Annotated in this window: 23 protein-coding genes; 13 read left to right on the top strand and 10 right to left on the bottom strand. The window is 71.9% G+C overall.

What is annotated here, in order from left to right; all coding sequences use genetic code 11:
- Positions 1–142: 142 nt before the first annotated feature.
- The 4 genes from fdhD (at position 143) to ACTWP9_RS27930 (ending at position 4,734) form a co-directional block, all read left to right on the top strand.
- Positions 143–994, top strand: coding sequence for a formate dehydrogenase accessory sulfurtransferase FdhD (gene fdhD, locus ACTWP9_RS27945; RefSeq protein WP_443249059.1), 852 nt, complete (start codon positions 143–145; stop codon positions 992–994).
- 49 nt (positions 995–1,043) lie between these two features.
- Positions 1,044–1,685 carry a hypothetical protein gene (locus ACTWP9_RS27940; RefSeq protein WP_443249058.1) on the top strand — a complete coding sequence of 214 codons (642 nt, stop codon included), beginning with the start codon at positions 1,044–1,046 and terminating at the stop codon, positions 1,683–1,685.
- Positions 1,686–1,951: 266 nt separating this feature from the next.
- Positions 1,952–3,778, top strand: a complete 1,827-nt coding sequence (locus ACTWP9_RS27935) for an AMP-dependent synthetase/ligase (protein ID WP_443249057.1) — start codon at positions 1,952–1,954, stop codon at positions 3,776–3,778.
- 116 nt (positions 3,779–3,894) lie between these two features.
- Positions 3,895–4,734 (top strand): aldo/keto reductase, encoded by an 840-nt coding sequence (locus ACTWP9_RS27930; RefSeq protein ID WP_443249056.1) that lies wholly within the window; start codon positions 3,895–3,897, stop codon positions 4,732–4,734.
- A gap of 198 nt (positions 4,735–4,932) precedes the next feature.
- On the opposite strand, the gene ACTWP9_RS27925 is transcribed toward ACTWP9_RS27930, so the two are convergent.
- Complete coding sequence (locus ACTWP9_RS27925; protein ID WP_443249055.1) at positions 4,933–5,238, bottom strand: 4a-hydroxytetrahydrobiopterin dehydratase; 306 nt, start codon at positions 5,236–5,238, stop codon at positions 4,933–4,935.
- Between the two features lie 92 nt (positions 5,239–5,330).
- On the opposite strand from ACTWP9_RS27925, the gene ACTWP9_RS27920 reads away from it, so the two are divergent.
- The 3 genes from ACTWP9_RS27920 to ACTWP9_RS27910 all read left to right on the top strand — a co-directional run bounded on the left by ACTWP9_RS27920 (position 5,331) and on the right by ACTWP9_RS27910 (position 7,680).
- Positions 5,331–6,140, top strand: a complete 810-nt coding sequence (locus ACTWP9_RS27920) for a helix-turn-helix domain-containing protein (protein WP_443249054.1) — start codon at positions 5,331–5,333, stop codon at positions 6,138–6,140.
- Between the two features lie 19 nt (positions 6,141–6,159).
- Positions 6,160–6,468, top strand: a complete 309-nt coding sequence (locus ACTWP9_RS27915; protein ID WP_443249053.1) for a YrhK family protein — start codon at positions 6,160–6,162, stop codon at positions 6,466–6,468.
- Between the two features lie 153 nt (positions 6,469–6,621).
- Positions 6,622–7,680, top strand: coding sequence for a fatty acid desaturase family protein (locus ACTWP9_RS27910; protein WP_443249052.1), 1,059 nt, complete (start codon positions 6,622–6,624; stop codon positions 7,678–7,680).
- Between the two features lie 14 nt (positions 7,681–7,694).
- Here ACTWP9_RS27910 and ACTWP9_RS27905 read toward each other — a convergent pair whose 3' ends face one another.
- Positions 7,695–9,734: an alkaline phosphatase family protein gene (locus tag ACTWP9_RS27905; protein ID WP_443249090.1), complete on the bottom strand. Its 2,040-nt coding sequence runs from the start codon at positions 9,732–9,734 to the stop codon at positions 7,695–7,697.
- Between the two features lie 309 nt (positions 9,735–10,043).
- Here ACTWP9_RS27905 and ACTWP9_RS27900 point away from each other — a divergent pair, with 309 nt between their 5' ends.
- Both ACTWP9_RS27900 and ACTWP9_RS27895 read left to right on the top strand, forming a co-directional pair.
- Positions 10,044–10,820 carry an MBL fold metallo-hydrolase gene (locus tag ACTWP9_RS27900; protein ID WP_443249051.1) on the top strand — a complete coding sequence of 259 codons (777 nt, stop codon included), beginning with the start codon at positions 10,044–10,046 and terminating at the stop codon, positions 10,818–10,820.
- Complete coding sequence (locus ACTWP9_RS27895) at positions 10,817–11,416, top strand: DedA family protein (RefSeq protein WP_443249050.1); 600 nt, start codon at positions 10,817–10,819, stop codon at positions 11,414–11,416. Before ACTWP9_RS27900 ends, ACTWP9_RS27895 begins: the two co-directional genes overlap by 4 nt.
- A gap of 42 nt (positions 11,417–11,458) precedes the next feature.
- Here ACTWP9_RS27895 and ACTWP9_RS27890 read toward each other — a convergent pair whose 3' ends face one another.
- From ACTWP9_RS27890 to ACTWP9_RS27880, 3 genes are all read right to left on the bottom strand, one after another.
- On the bottom strand, positions 11,459–12,745 hold the full coding sequence (locus ACTWP9_RS27890; protein WP_443249049.1) for an MBL fold metallo-hydrolase: 1,287 nt from the start codon (positions 12,743–12,745) through the stop codon (positions 11,459–11,461).
- Positions 12,746–14,062, bottom strand: coding sequence for an aminotransferase class I/II-fold pyridoxal phosphate-dependent enzyme (locus ACTWP9_RS27885; RefSeq protein WP_443249048.1), 1,317 nt, complete (start codon positions 14,060–14,062; stop codon positions 12,746–12,748).
- Positions 14,063–14,306: 244 nt separating this feature from the next.
- Positions 14,307–15,293: a SigB/SigF/SigG family RNA polymerase sigma factor gene (locus ACTWP9_RS27880; protein ID WP_443249047.1), complete on the bottom strand. Its 987-nt coding sequence runs from the start codon at positions 15,291–15,293 to the stop codon at positions 14,307–14,309.
- A gap of 291 nt (positions 15,294–15,584) precedes the next feature.
- On the opposite strand from ACTWP9_RS27880, the gene ACTWP9_RS27875 reads away from it, so the two are divergent.
- The 3 genes from ACTWP9_RS27875 to ACTWP9_RS27865 all read left to right on the top strand — a co-directional run bounded on the left by ACTWP9_RS27875 (position 15,585) and on the right by ACTWP9_RS27865 (position 17,431).
- Positions 15,585–16,067 (top strand): CBS domain-containing protein, encoded by a 483-nt coding sequence (locus ACTWP9_RS27875; protein WP_443249046.1) that lies wholly within the window; start codon positions 15,585–15,587, stop codon positions 16,065–16,067.
- Between the two features lie 75 nt (positions 16,068–16,142).
- Entirely contained in the window at positions 16,143–17,003 is an 861-nt protein-coding gene (locus ACTWP9_RS27870; protein ID WP_443249089.1) for a methyltransferase domain-containing protein, read from the top strand.
- Between the two features lie 68 nt (positions 17,004–17,071).
- Positions 17,072–17,431, top strand: a complete 360-nt coding sequence (locus ACTWP9_RS27865) for a VOC family protein (protein ID WP_433098105.1) — start codon at positions 17,072–17,074, stop codon at positions 17,429–17,431.
- A 141-nt stretch (positions 17,432–17,572) separates the two neighbouring features.
- On the opposite strand, the gene ACTWP9_RS27860 is transcribed toward ACTWP9_RS27865, so the two are convergent.
- The 5 genes from ACTWP9_RS27860 to ACTWP9_RS27840 all read right to left on the bottom strand — a co-directional run bounded on the left by ACTWP9_RS27860 (position 17,573) and on the right by ACTWP9_RS27840 (position 23,279).
- Positions 17,573–19,642, bottom strand: a complete 2,070-nt coding sequence (locus tag ACTWP9_RS27860) for a DUF5107 domain-containing protein (protein WP_443249045.1) — start codon at positions 19,640–19,642, stop codon at positions 17,573–17,575.
- Positions 19,643–19,770: 128 nt separating this feature from the next.
- Positions 19,771–20,415: a response regulator transcription factor gene (locus ACTWP9_RS27855; protein WP_443249044.1), complete on the bottom strand. Its 645-nt coding sequence runs from the start codon at positions 20,413–20,415 to the stop codon at positions 19,771–19,773.
- Positions 20,403–21,602, bottom strand: a complete 1,200-nt coding sequence (locus tag ACTWP9_RS27850) for a sensor histidine kinase (protein ID WP_443249088.1) — start codon at positions 21,600–21,602, stop codon at positions 20,403–20,405. The genes ACTWP9_RS27855 and ACTWP9_RS27850 overlap by 13 nt, the downstream gene beginning before the upstream one ends.
- Before the next feature lie 149 nt (positions 21,603–21,751).
- Positions 21,752–22,414: a DedA family protein gene (locus ACTWP9_RS27845; protein ID WP_443249043.1), complete on the bottom strand. Its 663-nt coding sequence runs from the start codon at positions 22,412–22,414 to the stop codon at positions 21,752–21,754.
- A gap of 172 nt (positions 22,415–22,586) precedes the next feature.
- On the bottom strand, positions 22,587–23,279 hold the full coding sequence (locus ACTWP9_RS27840; RefSeq protein ID WP_443249042.1) for a 4'-phosphopantetheinyl transferase family protein: 693 nt from the start codon (positions 23,277–23,279) through the stop codon (positions 22,587–22,589).
- Between the two features lie 374 nt (positions 23,280–23,653).
- On the opposite strand from ACTWP9_RS27840, the gene ACTWP9_RS27835 reads away from it, so the two are divergent.
- Entirely contained in the window at positions 23,654–24,556 is a 903-nt protein-coding gene (locus ACTWP9_RS27835; protein ID WP_443249041.1) for an aminoglycoside phosphotransferase family protein, read from the top strand.
- The last annotated feature ends 3 nt before the right edge of the window (positions 24,557–24,559 follow it).

Raw genomic sequence — 24,559 nt, 5'->3', positions numbered from 1 at the left:
GGGGAACGTAGCAGTGGCGGCCGGGGTTGGGAAGAAGTTCTGCACGAACTGGTTCGACTTCTTCCCGAGAATGGACAAAGCTCGGGTTCACCGGGAGGAGACCGGTTCCCTTAGGGTCGAACCCACCAGGAGGTGAGGGCACATGGGCAGGGTCACCGCGCGACGCCCCGTCGTCCGCATCCGGGACGGCGCCGTCAGCACACGTCCGGACACCCTCGTCGCGGAGGAACCCCTGGAGATCCGGCTCGACGGGAAACCGCTCGCGGTCACCATGCGCACCCCGGGCGACGACTTCGCGCTCGCGGCAGGCTTCCTCGTCAGCGAGGGCGTGATCGCCTCGGCGGCCGACGACATCGCCGCCATCGTCTACTGCGACAGCGCCCGCGACGAGGACGGCGCCAGCACCTACAACACCGTCGACGTCCGCCTGGCCCCGCACGTACCGGCGCCGGACCTCGCCACGCTGGAGCGCAACGTCTACACCACGTCCTCGTGCGGACTGTGCGGCAAGGCCAGCCTGGAGGCGGTCCGCACCACGGCACGCTGGGAGCTCGACGGCGACCGGCCGCTGGGCATCAGCACCGAGCTGCTGACCCGGCTGCCCGACCGGCTGCGCGCCGCCCAGCGGGTGTTCGACCGTACGGGCGGGCTGCACGCGGCAGCGCTGTTCTCACCCACGGGCGAGCTCCTCGATGTACGCGAGGACGTGGGCCGCCACAACGCCGTGGACAAGCTGGTGGGCCGCGCGGCGCAGAACGGCACGCTGCCACTGCGCGACGCACTGCTGATGGTCTCGGGCCGCGCCTCGTTCGAACTGGCGCAGAAGGCGGTGATGGCGGGCATCCCGGTGCTGGCCGCCGTCTCCGCGCCGTCGTCGCTCGCCGTCGATCTGGCCGAGGAGGCGGGCCTGACCCTGGTCGGCTTCCTGCGCGGCGCTTCGATGAACATCTACGCGGGTGCGCACCGGCTGGCCCTTCCGGTGAGCACCGGCTGAGTCTTCGTACGGTGTGCACGCCGCGCGGTCCGACCGTAGTCTGCCCTGCGTGGATGCGCAGGGGGAGACCGAGGGTGCAGCGAAGCGGCGGGGCCCGAAGGCCGCACGGGCGGCCAGATTCGGCTGCCTCGCGTTGCTCGCCGCGCCGTTCCTCCTGGTCGCCGGGGGCATCGCTGCGTATCTGATCGCGCGGGCGATCCCGGAGGACTACCCGGAAGCCGAACCGGAGACCGTGGCCCGCAGGATCACAGGCACCTCTGCCGAAGTGGCCCGGATGCTCGACCTCGGCGGCCCTGACGCTGCCGGGTGGGGCAGGCAGTGGCGCCGCTCCGGGCCCGGCGTCGATGTAGGCCCGGGCTACTGCCACGCGGACGGGATGGAGAACTGGCTGGAGAAGCCGGTCCCGGGTGCGTTCTTCCTGGCACACGCCTGGAAGGTGGCGAACGTTTCCGAGGCGGAGGCGGAGCCCGCGCTGCGCCGCACCGCCGCGTATCTGCGCCGCCACGGCTGGCATATCACCGACTCCTCGCACGACAACACACACAGGTATCTGAACGCGGAACGCAACGGTGACGAGGTGGACCTGACCTGGACGGAGGTCAGTGCCGACGGGTCCGGACCGCTGGAGGGCCGAACGTCCTCACCGTGCACGTACGACCCGACCCCGCACGGGGATCTTCCGGCGATCTAGGTTTACTGCGAAGGGGGGTGCCCCTTCTGTCACACCTACCCCCAGTAACACGCTTGTCTCACGAAGAGTCCGCTTCGCCTCGCGAAGGTTCCGTGGAGAAACGCGGCGGACGCGGAAACAACCTCGCAGCCATCTGTGAGCACGGCGGCGAACTGTCCCAATTGACCGACTGACCTGCAGCGACACCCCTCCCGATCAACCTGCCCGATCGGATACGGTCACTCGCGCGGTGGCACATGTCACTGTGCAGTCGAGGAGCAGAGTCTTTGCGCGAGTTCACCGTTCCGGCCCTGGTGACGACGCCCCAGGTTGGCGGGGTGGCCGATGCCGTCTTCGGGCACGCCGACCGGACCCCACAGCTGCCGCTGCTGGCACGTAAGGACCCGGAAGGCAACTGGCAGGACGTACCGGCGGCCCGGTTCCGGGACGAGGTCGTAGCGGTCGCGAAGGGATTGCTGGCCCAGGGCGTCCGGTTCGGGGACCGCGTGGCGCTGATGTCGCGTACCCGCTACGAGTGGACCCTGCTGGACTTCGCGCTGTGGGCGGTCGGCGCCCAGTCCGTACCCGTCTATCCGACCTCCTCGGCCGAGCAGGTGGCCTGGATGCTGTACGACGCCGAGGTGACGGCCGCCGTGGTCGAGCACGAGGACCATGCGATGACCGTCGGCTCGGTGATCGACCAGCTGCCGCGGCTGAGAAAGCTGTGGCAGCTCGACGCCGGGGCCGTGCAGGAGCTGATGGCCGCGGGGGCGCACCTCGAGGACGAGGTCGTCCACCGGCACCGCCTCGCGCTCACCCCGGACACGGTCGCCACCGTCATCTACACCTCGGGCACCACCGGCCGCCCCAAGGGATGCGTGATCACCCACGCCAACTTCATGGCCGAGACGGACAACATCATCGCCCGCTACGACGGGGTCTTCAGCGCCAAGCCCGGCGAACAGGGCTCGCTGCTGCTGTTTCTGCCGCTGGCCCATGTCTTCGGCCGCATGGTGGAGGTCGCGGCGGTGCGGGCCGGGCTCAAGCTGGGACACCAGCCGCAGATGACGGCCCGCGCGCTGCTGCCCGATCTGGCGGCGTTCCGGCCCACCTTCGTCCAGGCGGTGCCGCACCTGTTCGAAAAGATCTTCCAGAGCGCACGCCGCAAGGCCGAGTCCGAGGGCAGGCTCGGCGCATTCGAGAAGGCCGTGGACGTGGCGGTGCGATATGCCGAGGCGGTCGAGCACAAGGCGTTCGGCACCGGTCCCGGCCCCGGCGCCTCGCTGCGTATGCAGCACCAGCTCTACGACAAGCTCGTCTACACCAAGCTGCGCGACGCCATGGGCGGCCGGTGCCGGTACGCCATGTCCGGCGGCTCGGCGATGGAGCGCCGACTGGGGCTGTTCTTCGACGGCGCCGGGATGCGGATCTTCGAGGGGTACGGGCTGACCGAGACCACGGCCGCCGCCGTCGCCAACCCGCCCGAGCGCCCCCGCTTCGGCACCGTCGGCCAGCCGGTGCCGGGCACCACCGTGCGGATCGCCGAGGACGGTGAGGTCCTGTTGTACGGCGGGCAGGTCTTCAGCGGCTATCTGAACAACGCACGTGCCACCGGGAGCACGCTGCGCGACGGCTGGTTCGCCAGCGGCGATCTGGGTGTCCTGGACGACGACGGCTATCTGACGATCACCGGCCGCAAGAAGGAGATCCTGGTCACCTCCAGCGGCAAGAGCGTCTCCCCCGGTCTGCTGGAGGAACGCGTCCGTGATCACCCGCTCGTCGACCAGTGCATCGTGCTGGGCAACGACCGGCCGTACATCTCCGCGCTGCTCACCCTCGACCAGGAGGCGGTGCAGCACTGGCTCGCCATGCGGGACAAACCCGACCTGGACCCGGCCGAACTGCTGCGGGACGAGGATCTGGAGACGGAGATGCGCAGGGCGGTCGTCGCGGCGAACACCCAGGTCTCCCAGGCGGAGTCCATCCGCACCTTCCGTATCCTCGCGGCGCCCTTCACCGAGGAGGACGGACTGCTGACACCCTCGCTGAAGCTGCGCCGGGCGGCGATCGAGGCGGCGTACGCATCCGAGATCGAGGCTCTGTACCGGAACTGAACAAACCCGTGTTCGACACGGAACAGATGTCCGGCACCGAGCGTTGTCCGGAGGGCGAACGAACGCCGAGGAACAATCGCCGACAACGCAGAACAACGAACGTAAGGACCCATCGCGTGAGCAACGTTCCCACCACCACGCTCAACAACGGCGTCACGATGCCGCAGCTCGGCTTCGGCGTCTGGCAGGTGCCGGCCGACGAGGCGGCCACGGCGGTGACCACGGCGCTGGAGTCCGGCTACCGCAGCATCGACACGGCGGCGGTGTACGAGAACGAGGAGGGCGTGGGCCGCGCCATCGCCGCGTCCGGCCTGCCCCGCGACGAGCTGTTCATCACCACCAAGCTGTGGAACTCCGAGCAGGGCTACGACACGACCCTGCGCGCCTTCGACACCTCCCTCGGCCGGCTCGGCCTGGACTTCGTGGATCTGTACCTGATCCACTGGCCGATGCCGGACGTCGACAAGTACGAGGACACCTGGCGCGCCTTCGAGAAGCTCTACGCCGACGGGCGGGCCCGCGCCATCGGCGTCTCCAACTTCCAGCCGACGCACATCAACCGCCTCATCGAGCTGGGCGGCACCGTCCCGGCCGTCAACCAGATCGAGCTGCACCCCCGGCTCCAGCAGTCCGTGCCGCGTGCCTTCCACGCGGACCACGGCATCGCCACCGAGGCGTGGTCGCCGCTCGGCCAGGGCGGCGACCTGCTCGACGACCCCACGCTGAGCGAGATCGCCGGCCGGCACGGCAAGACCGTCGCCCAGGTGGTGCTGCGCTGGCACCTTCAGCTGGGCAATGTGGTGATCCCGAAGTCGGTCACCCCGTCCCGCGTGCGCGAGAACATCGACCTCTTCGACTTCGAGCTGAGCGGCGAGGACATGGCCCGGATCGCGGAGCTGAACACCGACACGCGGATCGGCCCCGACCCGGACACCATGAACTGGCTGGGCGACTGACACCAGCTTCCGGTGAGGGGGTGCCCCTGTCCGTTGCTTGCGGGCTGCGGGTCCTCCCCCAAGCTCTTCGAGCAGGGGGTACCCCCATGGCTTGTCGCTCCCCCAAGTTCTCGGCTTCGCTCGAACAGGGGGCACCCCCATCGCGGCGGAGCCGCACATGAACACAGCCCCGCGCCCCTTCGGGGCGCCGGGCTAGCCCTAACTCGCTCCGTGGCCCGGCGCGATCTCCTCGATCCGCCGGGCCAGCGCGATGTCCAGCTCGGTGATCCGGCCGCCGACGCTGTGCGTGTTGACCGTCACCGAGAGCGAGTTGTAGCCCAGGGTCAGGTCGGAGTGGTGGTTGAGCTCCTCCTGGATCGCTGCGATGTGCATGGCCATCGCGGCGGCCGGGAGGTGACCGGCGAGGGAGTAGGAGCGGGAGACGCTGTCGCCGTCGGTCGTCCAGTGCGGAAGACCGGCCAGCGCCTGCTCGGTCTCCTCGGGGGTCAGCGGCTGGGGCGCCATGGGGTTTCCCTTCCTCGGGTCAGCTGCGCGGCCTGCTTGTCGTCCGGTCCAGGGCCCCAGCGTGCCACGCGGGTTCGGTTACCGTCTGGTCCATGACCGCTGTGACCGAAGGACCCGCCGACGCGCCCACCGTAGGGGTGCTGCTACGCGAGTGGCGCGAGCGCGCGGGGCTGAGCCAGCTCGAACTGGCGCTGCGCGCCGACTCCTCCGCGCGGCACATCAGCTTCATCGAGACCGGACGCACCGCGCCCAGCCGCGAGATGGTGCTCAAGCTGGCCGGCACGCTGGACGTTCCGGTGCGGGAGCGCAACACACTGCTGCTGTCCGCGGGCTTCGCACCCGCCTTCTCCGCGACCCCGCTGGACGACCCGGCCCTCGACCAGGTGCGCGGCGCGCTGGAACGGATGGTCGCCGCGTACGAGCCGTATCCCGCGCTGGTGCTCGACGGCTGCTACACGGTGGTGGCCGCCAACCAGGGCATCGCGGCGCTGCTGGAGGGAGTGGCGCCGCATCTGCTGGAGCCTCCGGTGAACGCCATGCGGGTCAATCTGCACCCCGAGGGCATGGCGCCCCGCATCCGCAACCTCGCCGAGTGGCGGGGCCATCTGCTGGACCAGATGAGCCGGCAGCTGGCCCTGCACCGCTCCCCCGCGCTGCGCGCCCTGCACGACGAGGTCGCCGCGTATCCGGTGCCCGGGAGCGCCGACCCGGCGCCGGCCCTCGCGGAGGAACAGCGCTTCGCCCTTCCCCTGGTCATCGAGCACGGCGGGCAGACCCTCTCGTTCTTGTCGACCATCGCCACGTTCAACACCCCGCTGGATGTGACCGTCTCCGAGCTGGCGGTGGAGACTTTCCTCCCGGCCGACCCGGCGACCGCCAAGGCGCTGCACCACAGCGCCTGATCCGCTAGCGTCCTCGATCGTGTCGCAAAATCCCCCACATCACCACAAGAGCGGCAGCCTCACCCTGCACATCGGCAAGGAGGAGCTGGTCGTCCGGCAGCGCTACGAGGCGGCCAGCATCGCCAACGACGTACTGATCGCCGTCTGGTTCCTCATCGGCAGCATCATGTTCTTCTCGCCGGACTGGACCGGTGCAGGAACGTGGTGCTTCGTGTTCGGCAGCGTGGAGCTGATGGCCCGTCCGGTCCTCCGGCTCACCCGGCAGCTCCACCTTCAGAAGGTGCACGGTGCCGCCCTCGGCGCCGGGGCCTCCGACCAGGACTACTGACCGTCCCCTACGGGGCTTTCCCCCAGGCGGCCGTCAGGGAGGACCCGGAGGGCGGGTGTAGCTAGCTACACCCGTCCAGGAGGCCAGACCCCCGCCCCGACAGACGGGCTGCGCGGCTGTCGGCAGCGGCCCGCAGCCGGAAGGCTCGCGGGTATGACGACAGCGATCGACGCACCGCAGCCGCTTGCCGCTTCCGACGGCACCGGCGCCGGACGGCCGGGCAGCGACTTCTCCCGGCTCTCCGCACGGATCTCGGCGGCCGGGCTGATGACCCGCAGGCCGCTCTACTACGCCGTACGCCTCACCCTGGTCGGGCTGGCGTTCGCCGCCGGCTGGGTGGCCCTCTTCACCGTGGGTGCCTCATGGTGGCAGCTCGCCGTCGCCGCGTACCTGGGCGTGGTCTACGGCCAGCTGGCGCTGGTCGCCCATGATCTGGCGCACCGCCAGGTCTTCCGCGGCCGCGGGGCAAGCGAACTGTTCGGCCGGGCCGTCGGCAACCTGTGCATAGGGATGTCGTACGGCTGGTGGATGAACAAGCACACCCGGCACCACGCCAACCCCAACCACGAGGACCTCGACCCGGACGTCGCGCCCGACATCCTCGTCTGGTCACGGGAACAGGCGGCCGAGGCGCGTGGGCTGCCGCGGTTCATCGGACGGCACCAGGCCGCGCTGTTCTTCCCGCTGCTGACGCTGGAGGGCTTCAATCTGCACGTCTCCAGCTTCCGCGCGCTGCGCCAGCCGCATATGAAGCGCAGGTGGCTGGAGGCCGGGCTGCTGCTGGTGCACACTGCCGCGTATCTGGGGGCGCTGTTCTGGGCACTGCCGGTCGGTACGGCCTTCGCGGTGCTCTTCGTCCACCACGCGGTCTTCGGCGTCTACCTGGGCAGCATCTTCGCGCCCAACCACAAGGGCATGCCCACCCTCAAGGGCGACGAGCGGCCCGACTTCCTGCGCCGTCAGGTGCTCACCTCGCGCAACGTGCGCGGCGGAGTCCTCACCGACCTGGCACTGGGCGGGCTCAACTACCAGATCGAGCACCATCTCTTCCCCAGCATGCCGAGCCCCCATCTGCGCAAGGCACAGCCGCTGGTGCGGGACTACTGCGCGGAGATCGGGGTCCCGTACCACGAGACGGGGCTCGTCGCGTCCTGGCGCGAGGCGCTGGTCCACCTGCGCGACGTGGGCGCCCCTCTCCGAGAGCCCCGCTGAAGGGGCAACCCCTCTCAGACGCGGGGGGCCGTCGGCAGCGGCTCCGTGCCGCGGGGGGCGGCCAAATGGTCGGCCCCTCCCAGGAGGTGGGGCTCTGCGGACTCGGCAAGCCAGCGCCGCAGCACCCGATGCACTGCCTCGGCGCCGACCAGCTCCGCACCAGGCTCCACCGGCGGCGACAGCTCCAGCGGGGACAGCAGGAACGCATGGCCCTGCTCGCCGCCCAGCCCGCCGTGCGAGCCGATCTGCTCCTCGAAGGCATGCACGGCGCCTGTCTCTGGATCGAACACGGAGTTGACCATGATGTCCGCGGCATGCGGGAAACGCGCCGTCCGCAGCACCGCCTCGGCCGCGCCCGGTCCGAACGGGGCCAGCGGGTCGCGGGCGCCCACCACCTCGCCCGTCACCAGCCGGTGCTCGCACCCACCGGCGCCCAGCACCACAGGACCGTGCTCGGCGCTCTGCACCAGCACGAAGCCGATGCCCGGGTGCTCGGCCAGCGTGGGCAGCAGCGCGGGGCGCAGCGCGTCGATGCGCTCGCGGGTCAGCCGCCCGGGTTGATCGGGGAACGAGATCAGCCCGAGGTTGCCGGAGGCCAGTACGACGGGCCCGGTGTCACGCCGGGGCTTGCGCGGCGCCTCCTGGCCGGACTCCTCGGGGCGGTGCAGTGCGGCACGCGCCGCCGTACGCGCCTCCGAGCCGCTGGCGGTCCGCCCGGCACGGCGGGGCACCTGAAGCCCGCTGCCCGCCCGTACCAGGTCCTCCAGCGTCAACCCGTACGCCTCCTCGAACGTCTCCCCCGGGCTCTGACCGTGGTCGGAGAGGAGCACGAGGTGGTACGGGCGAGGGGCGCGTTCGGCGACCTTGGCGATGAGCTGTACCGACCTGTCCAGCCGGCGCAGCACCTGCCGGGTGTCCCGGCCGCGCGGCCCCGAGTGGTGTGCCACCTCGTCGTAGCCGACCAGATCGGCGTAGACGGCGGTACGGCCACTGAGCATGTCGCCGAGCACGGCGGCCACCACCACGTCTCGCTCGACGACGGTGGCGAAGGCCCGGATGAACGGGTACAGCCCGCCCCTGCCCACCCGTGGACGCTCGCGCCGCAGCAGCGCATGCGTGGACTGGAACGTTTCGCGGACCGCTTCGGCGACGAACGAGACCGCGGTCCGGGTGGCGTTGGCGGGGTCGGAGAAGTAAGCGAAGTACCCGGCGCGGGAGCGGGTCTCCTTGCCGCGACGGGCCGAGACCGAGAGCACCAGTGCGACCTGCCGGGCGCCGCCGGTGAACAGGTTGCCGCGACTGGCGCCGTCCTGCGCGAGCAGCCCCAGATCGCCGGTGCGCTCGACGGCGCGGCGCTGGAGCTCGGCAGCGCTGGTGGGCCGGTTGCTGACGACGACCTCGCCGGTCTCCTTCTCGTACCAGCGGAAGGCGGGTACGTCCTCGTTGCTGCCGTGCAGGATGCCGAGCTGGCTGGCGCCGGTCTGGCTGGACCAGTCGGTGCGCCAGCGGGTGAGCCGGTGGGTGCGCCCGTACAGCGCGGCGACGGCTGGCATCAGCGGCTTGCCGCCCGGAGGTGTCTCCAGTGCTTCCTTGAGCACCGCGTACCCGAGCCCGTCGAGCTGGAGGAAGACCGTTCCCGGGGTGCCGGATGGCGCAACCCGGCCCTCCCGGCGCCTTCTGCGGCCCGCGATCCGGGCGAGCCGATGGCGGTAGGCGCGATCGTCCCGTACGGCCAGGAATGCGTTGGTCGCCGAGGACGCCGCCGACATGACGGCAGCCACCACGACGGCCATCGACGGAGGGGCGCTGCCCCCGCCGTACGGGACCAGGGACAGGGCGAGCCACAGCAGGGATCCGTTGAGGAAGAAGACCAGCAGCCCGAGGACCAACGCCGGCACCAGCAGAAACGCGCGCACCAGCAGTGGCCACACCAGGGCGCTCAGCAGACCGAAGACCCCGGCCCCCGCGGCGGCGGTGACGCCGATCACGGTGGCGCTGTCGCCGCCGGGGGACTGGAGCCGGAAGTCCGGCAGCACACCGGCGAGCACGAGCATGGTCAGCGTGCTGACCAGCCAGACGGCACCGACGCGCAGCGAGGCTGCGCTCAGTCGGCGCCATGGTATGCGGGAGACGCGCACGTCCGTCAGGTCACCTCCCTTCCGCCGAATTGGGACAACCTCCACTTTTGCACAGCCTCGTCCCTTCCCTGTGCTGGTGAGGGGTGCCCCTGCCTGACGTCCGCAGGCTGCGGGCACGTCGTGGTTGATCGCGCAGTTCCCCGCGCCCCTTCGGGGCGCAGCCCTCCGTGCCGGGCGACGCGACGTCCTAGGCTCGTAGGTGCCGCAGGGAGGAAGGAGCCGCACGTGCCGGTCGAGGTCACCTGGTGGGGGCATGCCACCGCGACCGTGCGGGACTCGGGGGTCACGGTGTTGACGGACCCGCTGCTGGTGCGGCGCCTCGCCCATCTGCGGCGGCGCCGCGGTGCCCTGCCGCCGCCCCATGCGACCCGGGCCGATCTGGTGCTCGTCTCGCATCTGCACGCCGACCATCTGCACCTCGGATCGCTGGCCCTGCTGGCACCGGGCACCCGTGTCGTCCTGCCGCACGGCGCGGTGCGGGCGGTGCCCGGCCTGCGGCGGCTGGCACGGCAGCTGGAGCTGACCGAAGTGGTCCCGGGCGACAAGGTCACGGCGGGCCCGGTGACCGTACGGGCCGTTCCCGCCGCGCACGACGGGCGGCGGCTGCCGGTGGGACCGCACATCTCGCCCGCGCTCGGGTTCGTGGTGACGGGCGAGGAGCGCACCTACTTCGCCGGTGACACGGGGCTGTTCGACGGGATGGCGGAGGCGGTCGGCGCGGTGGACACGGCGCTGCTCCCCGTCGGCGGCTGGGGGCCCTTCCTGGGCGAGGGACATCTGGACGCGCGCCGGGCCGCCGAGGTGCTGACGCGGCTGCGGCCGCGCAGCGCGGTGCCGGTGCACTTCGGCACATACTGGCCGGTCGGTCTGGATTCGGTAAGGCCGCACGAGTTCCACTCGCCCGGCACCGAGTTCAAGCGGCTGGCGGCGCGGCCGGCGCCGGAGGTCACGGTGCATCTGCTGGAGCACGGGGAGAGCGTGCGGCTGGGGGCGGACAGGTGAGCGGTGCGGGGTGGGATCCCCAGGCGCTGGGCTACCCCTCGTTGTTCCTGCTGGTGGTGCTCGGCTCGCTGGTCCCTGTGGTGCCGACCGGGGCCCTGGTCAGCAGCGCCGCCGTGGTCGCGCTGCACCAGAGCCTGCCGGTGTTCGCGCTGCTCACCGTCTTCGGCGTCGCCTCGCTCGCCGCCTTCCTCGGCGACATCGGGCTGTACTGGCTGGGCAACCGCGGGGTCGGCTCCAAGAACGGCTCACGCTGGCTGTCGGCGCTGCGCGAGCGGGCCGCGCCCGAACGGCTCGCCCAGGCCGACGCCCGGCTGCGCGAACACGGGGTCGCGGTGCTGGTCGTCTCGCGGCTGATCCCCGCGGGGCGTATCCCCGTGATGCTCGCCTGTCTGCTGGCCCGTATGCGGATGCGGGAGTTCGCCCGCGGCGACGTGCTCGCCTGTCTGGCGTGGGCCGCCGTCTACCAGCTCCTCGGCGTCGCGGGCGGCTCCCTCTTCCCCCGCCCCTGGGAGGGCATCGCCGCAGCCGTTGCGCTGACGCTGCTCGTGAGCGCCGTGCCCTCGCTGTGGCGCCGGGTGCGGGGATCGCGGACCTGACCTGTTCCGCGGTAACGGGGGAAGAGGGTGCCCCGGAAGCGGCTAGGCCGGTTCCAGCACGCGGGAGGCGCCAACCGGGAGGTCCCACAGGTCCTCGCGGGGGCGCTCGGCCTTGCGCCATGCGGCCCGTACGCGCGTGAGCGGCTCCAGCGGCGGCTCGCCCGACAGCAGGAAGGTGGACCAGTGCATGGGTGCCATCCGGCGGGCGCCGACGTCCTGGCAGGCCAGCACGGCCTCCTCGGGGTCGGTGTGCACGGGGCGCAGCATCCAGCGTGGGTCGTAGGCGCCGATGGGCATCAGCGCCAGATCGATTCCGGGGTAGCGGCGGCCGATCTCGCCGAACCAGTGCCCGTATCCGGTGTCGCCCGCGAAGTACAGCCGCTGCCCGTGCTGGTCGGTCAGCACCCAGCCGCCCCACAGGGAGCGGCAGGTGTCGGTGAGGGTGCGCTTGGACCAGTGGTGGGCCGGTACGAAGTCGAAGCGCACCCGCCCGCCCTCGGACGCGGGCAGCTCGGCACCTTCCCACCAGTCCAGCTCGGTGACGGTGGTGAAGCCACGCTTACGGCACCAGCCGCCGAGCCCCGCCGGTACGAACAGCGGGGTGGAGCGCGGCAGTCTGCGCAGGGTGGGCGCGTCGAGATGGTCGTAGTGGTTGTGCGAGATGACGACTGCGTCGACCTTCGGCAGGTCCTGCCAGGCCACGCCGACAGGGGTGACGCGGGCGGGGGTGCCGAGGATCTTGCGGGACCACACGGGGTCGGTCAGCACGGTCAGACCGCCGATCCGCAGCACCCAGCTGGCGTGTCCGGCCCAGGTGACGGCGATGGTGTCGGCACCGGGGTCGGGGATCGGGCCCGGCGCGAAAGGGAGCTTGGGGATCTCCTCGGCGAGCGCGGTGCCGATCGGCCGCATCGCGCCCTCACGGGCGAGCCGGGCCATGGCGCGCACCCCGGGCAGCGGCGAGGTGAGCCGGTCGGTGAACGAGCGGGGCCAGATCCGGCGGGCCCCGACGGGACGCGGCGGGGAGAGCGCCGGGGGCGCCTTTCGGCCGGCGGCCGGGGGAGGCGGCTGGATGAGTACATCGGTGGGACCGGTACGGCCACCGCCCCCGGTGCCGGCCGGCGCCGACGGCTCCTCGCCCGGAGACACCTCCCGGCCGGGGGCGGGCGGGGATGCGGCTCCGTCGGAGGAAGCGCCCGGGGCGCCGCCCGACCTGCCCTGAACGGCTCGGGGCGGTGTGGGAGTCCCGGCCGTCTCGGCGGTTTCCGCGGTGGTGGGCCCTTCGGGCAGGGGTGAGCGCTCGGAAGGCTGTCCGGTCCGTTCGGTCATCTACTGAGGACTCCCATCCGTGAGGTCGACCAGCACCGACTGCACCTGTGCCAACGCCTCGGCCACGCCGGGCCATTCCCCCGGGTCCGGTTCGACGGCCGGCTGAGACCGTTCCGTATCCACCGGGTGACCTGCGGCCCGGCCCCCACCGGGCCCTGGGAGGGCGGCGGTCAGCAGGTCTGTGGTCAGCCGCACCCGCAGCTCGTGGGGATCGTCACCGAAGCGGTGCCCGCCCACCGCGTAAGGCCCCAGCCGCCGTACCAGCTCGGCCTCCAGCCCGGCTGCGTCGGTGATGCCGCGCGCGGCGAGACGGGGCCGGAACGGGTCGAGGTCGGCGTACAGATGGCGGTCCAGATGCGGGGGCCGGCACACGGCGCCCGCGTCGGTGACCGCACGGTGCAGCGCGCTGGCCAGGCCGCTGTGCAGCCGCGCCGCGGCGGACCGGCGGGAGCGCAGCTCCGCGGACTCGCCGAGCAGCTCGGCGGCAGCCGTCGCAACCGGGCCGGGCAGATCGGCGCGGAGCGCGGCCAGTGCCTGATGCGCCTGCTCGCCGAGGAGCTGTCCCCGGCCCGTGGCGGGGAACCGGGCGATCCCGGGGGGCGGTCCGGGCCGCCGGAACGCGGCACCCCGTCCGGCCTCGAAGGCCACCTCGAACGCCGCGTCGAGACCGGCGAGCACCACCACATGGTCGGCCCGGCCCGCCTCGGTGAGCATCTCGGCCGGGCTGACGATCACGGTGTCGTGCGGGTCGTGCGAGGTGTCGCGCCAGGTCTCGTCGCTGACGATGAGCAGCCCTTCGGCTACGGCGGCCTCGCACACCTCGTGCAGCAGCTCCGGCGGCGGGGCCGTCCCGGTGACCTCGTCGGCCACGGAGAGCACCAGCGCCTGCGGGACCTCGCCCGCCTCCCGGGACCTGCGTACGGCCTCCAGCAGCGCGAACGGGTCCGGAATCCCGCCGCACTCCACCGGCACCGGCACCGTGTGCACCGCGCGGCCCAGCAGCCGCGCCTGCTCCGCGTACCAGGAAGCGCACGGGTGCGGGAGCAGCACGCTGCCTGGCACCCGCGTGCCCGCGCCGCCGTCCCCGCCCCCGTCCCCGCCCGCTGAGCCTGCCTCTGCGGCGCCGCTGCCCGCTGCGGCCAGCACCGCGAGCAGCAGCAAGGGGGTGCAGGGCGCGACGGCGACCTGCGCGGGATCGGTGGGCAGACCGCGCCGGTGCCAGTAGCCGCCCGCGGCCTCGCGTACGGCGGTCGCGGAGGGGGCAGCGAGCGGGCCCGCGTCCGCTTCCCCTCGCACGCCCTGGTCCGTGCGCCGCATCCGTCTCCGCCTCCACCGCTTATCGGACAACCTTTCTTGCGTACACCTTGGCAGACGGCGGTGACACCGGCAGCGCCGACACGTGTGGTTCGCCACCGAGGGCTTGCTCTGGCCAGGGGACGCGCCCCGAAGGGGCGCGGGGAACTGCGCGACCAGCCACAACCCACCCCCAGCCTGCGGACGTCGGACAGGGGCACCCCCTTCCCAGCACGCACCAGGCGAGGGGCAAGATCCGTGCAGCGGCTCAGACGGCGGCGTGGGCGGGCGTGTGCGTTCGCCGTCCGTCCCGGCCCCGGGTGGCCTCGCGGCGGTGTGCCCCGTGCCGCACCGCAGCCCGCCGTGCGCCCTCCCGCTCGCGGCGGGACGGCTCGCGGCGAGACGGCTCGCGGCGAGACGGCTCGCGGCGGAACGGCGCTCGGCGTTGCGGCGTGCCGTCGAGGCGCCGATCGGTCTCGACCTCGTGATGGATGCGGCGGCACGTCCGGCTGATGAGACGGGACACATGCATCTGTGAGATGCCGAGCTGCTCGGCGATGCAGCTCTGGGTCATGTCGCAGAAGAACCGCAGGTAGAGGATGCGGCGTTCCCGTTCCGGCAGCCGCGCGAGCCGCGGTTTGACGGCCTCGCGGTAGACGACCTGGTCGAAGCCCGGTTCGCAGTCGCCGAGGGTGTCGGCGAGGGAGTAGCCGTCGTCCGCGCCGGGGAGTTCGGCGTCCAGGGAGAGCGTGCTGTAGCTCTCCAGCGCCTCCATGCCCAGCAGCACGTCCTCTTCGCTGAGTCCGCAGTGCTCGGCGATGCGCTGCACGGAGGGGCTGCGTCCGTCGAGAGTGTGGCTGAGTTCGCGCTGGCTGTTGCGCACCCGGTTACGGAGCTCCTGGATGCGCCGGGGCACATGCAGGCCCCACATGTGGTCGCGGAAGTGCCGTTTGACCTCACCGACGATGGTCGGCACCGCGAAGCTCTCGAAGGCGCAGCCGCGGGAGATGTCGTAGCGGGCGACAGCCTTCACCAGACCGAGCGCGGCCACCTGTTCGAGGTCTTCCATGGCCTCGCCGCGGTTACGGAAGTGCCTCGCCAGCCGCCCGGCCATCGGCATCCACGCTCGCACCACGCGCTGACGGAGCTCTTCCCTCTCGGGGCCTTCGGGCAGTTCGGCGATGCGTCGGAACTCGGCGGTGGTGTCGGGGGCGTCGTCGTGGGGGTGCCTGGAGCGTGTCGTACGGACGGTCATCAGCTTGTGCTCCCGTAACGGTCGCGTCGTCTGACGGTCACCGCGGCAGCGAAGGCAGGTGCGGGGCCCGAAGCACACAGGTCGCTCCCGCGGACGTGCCTTCTTTCCGAAGCACAAGTGTGCGGGTGCCCGGTGTGCCGGACGACAAACACCTGCACGCTTCCCGACGGCAATTCGCCGGAACGGTGCCCAACTCCCGCTGGTCGCACGGGTGTCGGCGGCCCATCGGCGGGTACGTCGTCCTGTCCCCCCGCCCCAGGGCGGGAAGAGGCCGGAGAAGAGGCGAGGGCGATGACGCCGAGGGACAGAGAAAAGGACCGGGCGACGGCCACGACGGTGGCAGATGTCATGACGCCGGCGGCGACGACCGTGCGTCCCGACGCATCGCTGGTGGAGGCCGCGCAGCTGATGCGGGCGCAGGAGATCGGCGACGTACTGGTCGTCAAGGACGGCAAGCTGCTCGGGCTGCTGACCGACCGGGACATCACGCTGCGCGCGGTGGCGGACGGGGTGGACCCGCTGGGTGTGAACTGCCGGTCGGCCTGTACGCCGGACCCGGTGACCGTCACCGCCGACACGGGGATCGAGGCGGCGGTGGAGCTGCTCCGCGCGCACGCGGTACGGCGGCTGCCGGTGCTGGAGGGCGGCAGGCTCGCGGGTGTGGTCAGCATCGGTGATCTGGCGCAGGCGAACGAGCCGGACTCGGCACTGGCCCACATCAGCCGTGCGGCACCGGACACCTGGTCCAAGGAGGGCGCAGCGGGCTGGCGGTGACCTGCGCCTTTTAACCTGCACCTTTCTCCGCACCGGGGTTCCCCGGTGGCACCAGGCGCGCACAAGAGTGTCCACATCTCGGAATGTTATTGCTCACATAGCAAGACTCAGGGCTACAGTGCGTTCATGGCACACGAGACCGCCGTGTACACCCACGGCCACCACGAGTCCGTTCTGCGCTCGCACCGCTGGCGCACCGCCGCCAACTCCGCCGCCTACCTGCTCGGCCGGCTGCGCGAGGACCACCGCGTCCTGGACATCGGCTGCGGACCCGGCACCATCACGGCCGACCTCGCGGCGCTGGTCCCGCAGGGCTCGGTCACCGGGCTGGACGCGGCGGCGGGCGTGCTGGAGCAGGCGCGCGCGACCGCGGAGGAACGCGGGGTCTCCAACGTCGAGTTCACCACCGGCGACGTGCACGCACTCGACTTCGCGGACGGCTCCTTCGACATCGTGCACGCCCACCAGACGCTCCAGCATGTGGGCGACCCGGTGGGCGCGCTGCGCGAGATGCGGCGGGTGTGCGCACCCGGCGGAGTCGTGGCCGTCCGGGATGCGGACTACGGCGGCATGCTCTGGTACCCGGAAGTGCCCGGCATGGCCGCCTGGCTGGACCTCTACCGCCGGGTCGCGCAGGCCAACGGAGGCGTCCCGGATGCCGGACGGCGGCTGCACGCATGGGCACGCGAGGCCGGGTTCACCGACGTCACGGTCACCACGAGCACCTGGTGCTTCAGCACGCCGGAGGAGCGAGCCTGGTGGAGCGGGCTGTGGGCGGACCGCACGGTGGCCTCCAGCTTTGCGTCCGTCGCCGTCGACGGCGGCCTGGCCACCCCCGACGAACTGCGCCGGATCTCCGAGGCATGGCGGGCCTGGGGCGAGGAGGAGGACGGCTGGTTCACGGTCGTCCACGGCGAGATCCTCTGCCGCGCCTGAGCCGCCGCAACTGCGCGGGCGGCAACCATGGTTCGGCACAGCGGGTGACCCCGCTCTAGGGTGGGGCCATGGATATTCTGGGGACCTCGCTGCGTATCTGCGTCGACAATCTGGACGCCGCCGTGCCGGTGTACGAACGACTGGCAAGTGCGGAGGCGATGCGCTTCCAGAACGGCCCGGTGGAGGTTGCCGCCGTCGGTCCCTTCTTCCTGATGAGCGGCCCCGAGGAACACCTGAACGTACTCAGCAAGGTCAAGGCCACCCTCGCGGTGCAGGACGTGGACGACGCACTCGCCGATCTGCACACCGTAGGAGCGCAGATCATCGCGGGCCCCAAGCCCACCCCCATCGGCCGCAACCTGGTCGCCCGCCACCCGGACGGCAGCGTCTTCGAATACGTGGACCGGAAGCAGGGCGCGGGCGAGTAGGCGCCGCAGCCTTACGGGGCGCAACCCGTACTGCGAAGCTTGGGCAGTCTGCTCCCCCAAGCTCTTCGAGCAGGGGGGACCCCCAGGCGCAGGGTGGGCAGCAGCCCCCATGCCGGGTACGCGGGAGGCGCCGGGCAAGCCTCAGGGCCGCATCCGAAAGTCATAGCGGGGCGGGAGGGGCTCGGCGGTCAGCGCCGCCCAGGTGTCGCTCAGCACCTCCTCCCCCTCCCGCAGGTCCTCGACCTCGAAACCGGCGTCGAAGAGCGCGTGGGCGCCCTCGGCGTCGCCCTTCGCCAGCAGCACCCGCGCGCGCAGCAGCCGGCAGCGGCCCCGCTGCCGCTGCTCTTCGGACAGCCCGTCCAACACTTCCTCGGCCTCCCCGGCACGCTCCTCGGCCAGCAGCGCCTCGACCGCCTCCCGCGCGAGCGCCACGAGCGCCGCGGCAGCGAGGCGGTCGCGGGCGTCCAGCCGTTCCCGCGCGTCGCGTACGGCCGCCAGACAGCGGTCCGCGGCGCGGGCGCCGTGGCCGTCCTGCTGGTCGGCGACGGCCAGGCAGCGCAACGCGGGCCAGCGCGCGCCCTGTTCGAGGGACCGCTCCCAGCTGCGTACCGCCTGTGAGCGGTCGCCCGCGTGCCACTGCGCCACCCCGAGGTGGTAGTCCAGCTCACGCCGGGACGCCTTGCCCGCCGCGTCGGCGTCCGGACCGGCGTCGGCCGCTTCGAGCAGCTCGCGCCACTCCGGGGCGACCAGCGTGGGTCCCGGGGGCACGGCCTCCGGGCCGCAGGAAAGGGTGCTGTTGTGCAGCAGTTCGCTCCACGGCCGCTGCTCGGCGCCGAGGGTTTCCGGCGGGAACGGCGTACCCGGAAGAGTGAAGCCACCGCGCTCCACCTCCAGCGCGCCCCAGCCCGAACCGGTCGCCAGCCAGCGACGCTCCCCGCCCTCCTCGGCCGCGCCCTCCTGGGGCCCGCCCTCCTCGGCCCCACCCTCCCCCGGCCCGCCCTCCGGTTCAGCGTCCGCGTACGGCCGCCATGCCGCGTAGGCCGCCTCAACGGCGCCGCGCGGCAGCGCCACCTCCAGCCGCCGCTCGGTGTGCGCGCGGGCCGCCGCCCAGTCCGCGCCGTGCACCGTCCCGGGGTCGGCGGCCAGCGGCCCGTACGCCTCCAGCCAGGCCAACTCGCCGCCCGCCTCCAGCGGTAGATGTTCCAGCTGGGTGCGGGCGAGCCCCGCCTGGATCTCCACGTATCCGGCCGTGCCCGGCTCGGTCAGCCACTCCTGCCAGCGCCTGCCGCCCGCTCCGGCGCCCCAGACGAACAGCTTGCGGCCGCGCAGCAGGTCCGTCGAGGTCTGGACGAGGCCCTGCCCCTTCTCGTCCAGCGAGGCGATCCACTTCCGGGAGTCGTCAGGCACCTCGTAGAAGTAGTCGGCGGGAAACCGGCTGTGCAGCGGGTAGGTCAGATCGGTGCCCTCCCACTCGGGCACGGGTATCCGGCGCAGCCTGCGCTCGTACGCGAAGTACCAGGTCTCCTCGGCGGGGGCGAGCACCCGCGTCCCCGGGGCCTCGGGCACGGCGATGTTGGACCACCAGTACACCGGAACGGTGCGGTGGTGCGGGTTGCGGACGCGGGCGCCGACGTAGAGGAAGTCGGAGTCGTCGGGCAGCCACAGGTCCACCTGGAAGGGGGTGTCCCGAAGTCGCTCCCACTCCCACAGCCGCACCATCACACCGTCACCGCCCGGCGCGGGCACCCGCGCCGCGTGCAACGGGGCGCAGGAGAGCGTCGTATGCCCTGTCGCACCGATGTTCCACTCGATGCCGCCGGAGAACCAGGCACCGTTGAGTGCGAAGTCGGCGGGCTGGAAGACGGGGTTGGCGTAGAGGAGTTCACGCGCGGTCGGCTTGTGGAAGAGGGAGGCGATACGACCGCCCAGACCGGGCAGGACGGTCGCCCGCAGCTGGTCGTTCTCCAGCACCAGCGTGTCGAGCCGGGTGGGGGTGCGCTGCCGCCCGTAGCCGTCGAGGACGCGGGTGGGCAGCACGGAGCGCAGCGGAGCGTAGCCGACCTGCCGCGCCATCTCATGCGGCAGTGCGGCGCGTTCGGACTCGTCGAGCGTGTGAGCCTCGTCCAGCGGCAGCAGCGCGGGCAGCGGATTCTCGGGGCCGAGCGGCGCTGCGGGCAGGGTCCGGGTGCTGCGTCGTACGGTCGTGGCCACGGCAACCTCGCTTCTTCCATACGTCGTCCACGGGCGCCGGCGCCTGACCGGGACCCCCGATGACCATGGAACACGCTCCGCTTCCCGCGCGCCAGATCCTTTTGACGGCTTGCGGGACCCCGCCGCCGCTACGACTCCAGATATCTCAGGACCGCCAGAATCCGCCTGCTGTGACCGGCGTCCTGCGACAGCTCCAGCTTGTCGAAGACAGCGGCCAGGTTCTTCTCCACCGCACTCAGCGAGATGTGCAGTTTCCGGGCGATGGCCGTGTTGGTGTACCCCTGGGCCAGGGCCTCCAGGACGCTGCGCTCCCGGGGCGTGAGGCGAGCCAGTGGATCCGAGTGCGTGGTACGGAAGACCAGCTGCCGCACCACCTCCGGGTCGATGACGGCGCCACCCGCCTGGATGCGCTCCAGCGCGTCCAGGAACTCCTCGACCTGGGCGACGCGGTCCTTGAGGAGATATCCCACCCGTTCCGCGTCTGAGGCCAGCAGTTGGGCCGCGTAGTTGCGCTCGATGTGCTGGGACAGCACCAGTACCCCGACTCCGGGCCAGCGTTCGCGGATCTCCAGCGCAGCCCGCAGCCCCTCGTCGGTGTGCGTGGGTGGCATCCGGATGTCGAGGACGACGATGTCCGGCTGTCGCTCCGCCATCTCCTTCAGCAGCGAAACCGCGTCCCCGAACGCGGCCGGGACCTCATGCCCCTCCTCGACGAGCAGCCGGACCAGCCCCTCCCGCAACAGGGTCGAGTCCTCGGCGATCAGCACACGCACGGCAGCTCCGCGGTAACGGTGGTCGGTCCCCCTGGAGGGCTGTCGATATGCAGTGTGCCGTCGAGCGCGGCCACCCGGCTGCGCAGCCCGCCCAGTCCGCTGCCGGCGGGATCGGCACCGCCCTTCCCGTCGTCCTGGACACTCACCGCGAGCACCTTGCCGGAGCTGCTGCGGCTGTCACGGGCATCGCGGAGCAGCACCCGTACGGAGACAGCGGTGGCGCCGGAGTGCTTGGCCGCGTTGGTCACCGACTCCGACACCACGAAGTACGCGGCGGTCTCCACGGGCTGCGGCAGCGGCCCGCCGACGTCGAACTCGGTACGGACCGGAATGCCGCACCGCTCGGACACCCCGCCCAGCGCCTCCTCCAACCCCAGGCTGTCCAGCGCCGAGGGATAGATCCGCCAGGCCACTTCGCGCAGTTCGGTGACGATGTCCTGGGACTCCTGGTACGCCTGGCGCAGCAGCGCTTCGGCCTGCCCCGGGTCGCGGCCCCGGCGAACCCGGCCGAGCAGCATGGCGAGCGCCACCAGACGCTGCTGCATCCCGTCGTGCAGATCCCGCTCGATACGCCGGCGTTCGGCGTCGACCGCGTGCACGACCGCCGCCCGGCTGGTGGCCAGTTCGTCGATACGCCGCCGCAGCAACTCCCGCTCGGAGGGCCCGAAACACTCCCGGGCGCTGCGTGCGTCCAGACCGGCGAGCGAGTGGAGCCCCTGGATGTCGAGGAAGAGCAGCACACCGCCGAGCAGCGCCTGCGCCAGCCAGTCGTCCCAGCTGAACGCACCCTGCACCGTTCTCAGCGCCACCAGGGCCGCCAGGATGACGCCGAAGCCCAGCAGCCCGAGAACGACGGCGCACAGCAGCCCCGTGTAGCTGCGGACCGCCAGATAGCGCAGCAGCTTCTGGTCGGACGCCTTGTAGTGCCCGGGGAAACGGTCGCCGAAGAAGACGGACCTGCGGGTCCGCTCCAGTGCCGTCAGCCCGCGCACTCCCGCCATGAGAATGCCGAGGGCGCTGCTCCGGGTGAACGGCCACAGCAGGAACGGGCCGAGGGCGGTGCCGACGAGGACGAAGTACACGGACCCGAGCAGCGCCGTGGCGCAGCCGAGCAGCACCCCGAAGCTCCTGTACGGCCAGGAGGGAGGCCGGGTTGCCGAGACAGCGTGCGCGTCACCCGCGGTCACGTCGCCGAACTCCGCTTCTTCGACGGTCACTTCGCCGATGCCCGCTTCGCCGACCGTCTCCGCGCCGTTCGCTTCACCGGCCCGCTGCACGGCGTCGGAGCCTAGTACGGGCTTCCATCCGGAACAAGATCGCTCGGGCACGTACCCGGTCACCCCGCGCGGCGGTGCTTGGCCCGGCTGTGACCGCGCAGCCGTACGGCCACGTACGCCGCCAGTGCGAGCAGCACCAGTACCAGCACCGCCTTGGAGAGGATCCCGACGTACGCCTCCACCAACTCCCACTGGTCGCCCAGCCAGTAACCGGCCAGCACCAGGACGGAGTTCCAGATCAGGCTGCCGAGCGTGGTCAGTACGACGAGGACCGGCAGGGGCATCCGCTCCACCCCGGCCGGTACGGAGACGAGGCTGCGGAAGATCGGCACCATTCGGCCGAAGAAGACCGCCTTGGTGCCGTGCTTCGCGAACCACTCCTCCGTACGCACCAGATCGGACTCCTTCACCAGCGGCAGCCGCGCCCAGAGCGCACGCATACGGTCGCGGCCGAAGAACATGCCGATCCAGTAGAGGACCACGGCGCCCACGACCGAACCGAGCGTGGTCCAGAACAGCGCCGCGGCCAGCGAGAGGACCCCCTGTCCGGCGGCGAACCCGGTCAGCGGCAGGATCACCTCGCTCGGCAGCGGCGGGAAGAGGTTCTCCAGTGCGATGGCCAGTCCGGCTCCCGGACCGCCCATGGTGTCGACGAGGTCGGCGGCCCAGCCTGCGATGCCGCCGGCGGGCTCCTGCGGCAGGGCCAAGGACGTGAGGTGCATAGGGATCTCCGCTGTGGGTCTGTCACCGAGGCCGCTGCCCCGATCGCCCTCAACGCTAGAAACCGCAGCTCAGCACGGGTATGAGGATGACCGTCAGGTCAGCTGCGGTTTTCCGTAGCCCGCACCCTGCGGAAAACCGCAGCGCCGCACCGGCGCCTGGTCGGAGCGAGGTTCAGTCCGTCTCGTTCGTGGCGGTCTTTCGCAGCGCGCTCGCGGCGGCGTAACCCGCAGGGGCCGGAAGGTCGGTGAGCTGCCAGCCGGGCACCCGGGCGGGCTCTTCGAGCGCGCTGACATAGGTGACGGACGGGTCCTCACCCAGTCCGGCCCCCGTCCCCTTCAGATACGCCTCTTTCCGCGTCCAGCAGCGGGTGAACGCGGCGGGCAGCGCCGCGGCGTCCGGCACCGCCGCCAACTCGGCCCGCTCACGGGGGTGCAGCGCGGTCATCGTCTCCCGCGCCGAAGCGACGCTCGGGAACTCCTCGACATCCACCCCCACCGGCACGGCGGCGAACGCCAGCAACACCACATCTCCCGCGTGGGAGAGGGAGAAGTGCACCGGATCGCCCGGCACGGTCGGCCTGCCGTGCGGGGCCCCGCACATCGGGCAGTCCGCGCGGGCGAACCGCACGTCGGCCGGGTCGAGATCCAACAGCGCCCCCAGCTCCCTGCGCAACGCCAGGTGCGCGACCAGATAGCGCTCGCGGTCGACCTCCCGTACGAACGCCGCTGCACGCCCCCGCTCCTCCTCCGAGAGCGGAGCGAGAGCGCCGGCAACCCTGGTCGCAGCCGCGTGTTCGGAAACGCGGATCACATGGACGGCCGGAGAGCTGGCGGGATCGCTGATATCGGGTGCGACGCTCGTCATGCCGCGACCGTACCCGAACGAGCGAGGACGGCGCCGCCCGATCCTGCAATGCCGACCGGGGGCCGGGGGCGGGGGCGGGCATGGTGGGTGAGGGGCTGGCGGCGCCGTGCAGGGGGCGCGGCCGGGTGGGTGCGGGCGGGGTGAGTGCGTGCAGGGTGGGTGCGTGCATGGTGGGGGCGGCCAGGGTGGGCGCGGACATGGTGGGTGCGTGCATGGTGGGCGCGGCCGGGGTGGGGCGGGCGAAAAGCACTCGGAGCGATGCGGGCGATCCCAGTACGGTGATGAGGCCCTGTTCGAAACTGCCGCCGCAGAAGACCGCCCGGGACGGTGCCGTGACCGATCTCTTTCCTCCCAGCCTCCCTGTGCTCACGGAGATGAGCCACACGGCCGACGGCCGCGACTGGCTGGCCGGGCTGCCGGCGCTGGTGGAGCAGATGCGCGAGCGCTGGAAGCTGCGGCTGGGCGCGCCCTTCCACGGGGGCAGCTGCTCCTGGGTGGCGCCCGCGGAGCGGCCGGACGGCACCCGGGCCGTTCTCAAGCTGACCTGGCCCCATCCGGAAGCCCGCACCGAGGGGACGGCCCTCGGCCTGTGGAACGGTCGCGGCGCCGTACGGGTGCTGGAGCAGGACGCGGACCTCTTCGCGCTGCTGCTGGAACGCGTGGAGCCGGGCGCCGAGCTGGGCGATGCCGAGCACATCCCGGCCGACGAACGGCTGCTGGCCGCGGCCGACGTGCTGCGCGAACTGTGGTCGGCGGATCCGGCCGAGGCGGCAGCGCTCGGCATGGGCCGCGTCGCGGACACCACCGCCGAGTGGGCCGACCTCGCCGAAAAGCAGGCCGCCCGCGAGTGGCCCCCGGAGCTCGACACAGGGCTGTACCGGCTGGCAGCGGGGCTGTACCGCGAACTGCCGCGGTCCGCCCGCCGCGAGGTGCTGGTGCACGGCGACTTCAACCCCGGCAATCTGCTGTCGGCACGCCGCGCTCCGTGGCTGGCCATCGACGCCAAGCCGATGACCGGCGACCCCGCCTTCGACCCGTGGCCCCTACTCGAACAGGTCGACGACCCGCTCGAGCACCCCGACCCGCACCGCGTGCTCCAGCACCGCACGGCACTGCTCGCGGACGCCCTCGGCGAGGACGTCGACCGCGTACGTGCCTGGTCAGTCGCCCGCCACGTCGAGTACGCGCTGTGGTCGGTGGACGAGGACGACGATCTGGAGGACAGCATCACCCTGCTGCACCAGGCCCGCATTCTCGCGGACGTCGCCGGGCTGTAGGGG

This window comes from Streptomyces sp. 3N207, from assembly GCF_052246355.1.
GTDB lineage: Bacteria > Actinomycetota > Actinomycetes > Streptomycetales > Streptomycetaceae > Streptomyces.
This window is presented reverse-complemented; position numbering and strand designations above follow the sequence as displayed.

Coding starts and splice junctions, on each gene's coding strand:
- fdhD (WP_443249059.1), top strand. CDS start 143: ATGGGCAGGGTCACCGCGCGACGCCCCGTCGTCCGCATCCGGGACGGC.
- ACTWP9_RS27925 (WP_443249055.1), bottom strand. CDS start 5,238: ATGGCGCCCCAGCCGCTGACCCCCGAGGAGACCGAGCAGGCGCTGGCC.
- ACTWP9_RS27920 (WP_443249054.1), top strand. CDS start 5,331: ATGACCGCTGTGACCGAAGGACCCGCCGACGCGCCCACCGTAGGGGTG.
- ACTWP9_RS27910 (WP_443249052.1), top strand. CDS start 6,622: ATGACGACAGCGATCGACGCACCGCAGCCGCTTGCCGCTTCCGACGGC.
- ACTWP9_RS27905 (WP_443249090.1), bottom strand. CDS start 9,734: ATGCTCGTGCTCGCCGGTGTGCTGCCGGACTTCCGGCTCCAGTCCCCC.
- ACTWP9_RS27890 (WP_443249049.1), bottom strand. CDS start 12,745: ATGACCGAACGGACCGGACAGCCTTCCGAGCGCTCACCCCTGCCCGAA.
- ACTWP9_RS27885 (WP_443249048.1), bottom strand. CDS start 14,062: ATGCGGCGCACGGACCAGGGCGTGCGAGGGGAAGCGGACGCGGGCCCG.
- ACTWP9_RS27880 (WP_443249047.1), bottom strand. CDS start 15,293: ATGACCGTCCGTACGACACGCTCCAGGCACCCCCACGACGACGCCCCC.
- ACTWP9_RS27875 (WP_443249046.1), top strand. CDS start 15,585: ATGACGCCGAGGGACAGAGAAAAGGACCGGGCGACGGCCACGACGGTG.
- ACTWP9_RS27865 (WP_433098105.1), top strand. CDS start 17,072: ATGGATATTCTGGGGACCTCGCTGCGTATCTGCGTCGACAATCTGGAC.
- ACTWP9_RS27845 (WP_443249043.1), bottom strand. CDS start 22,414: ATGCACCTCACGTCCTTGGCCCTGCCGCAGGAGCCCGCCGGCGGCATC.
- ACTWP9_RS27840 (WP_443249042.1), bottom strand. CDS start 23,279: ATGACGAGCGTCGCACCCGATATCAGCGATCCCGCCAGCTCTCCGGCC.
- ACTWP9_RS27835 (WP_443249041.1), top strand. CDS start 23,654: ATGAGCCACACGGCCGACGGCCGCGACTGGCTGGCCGGGCTGCCGGCG.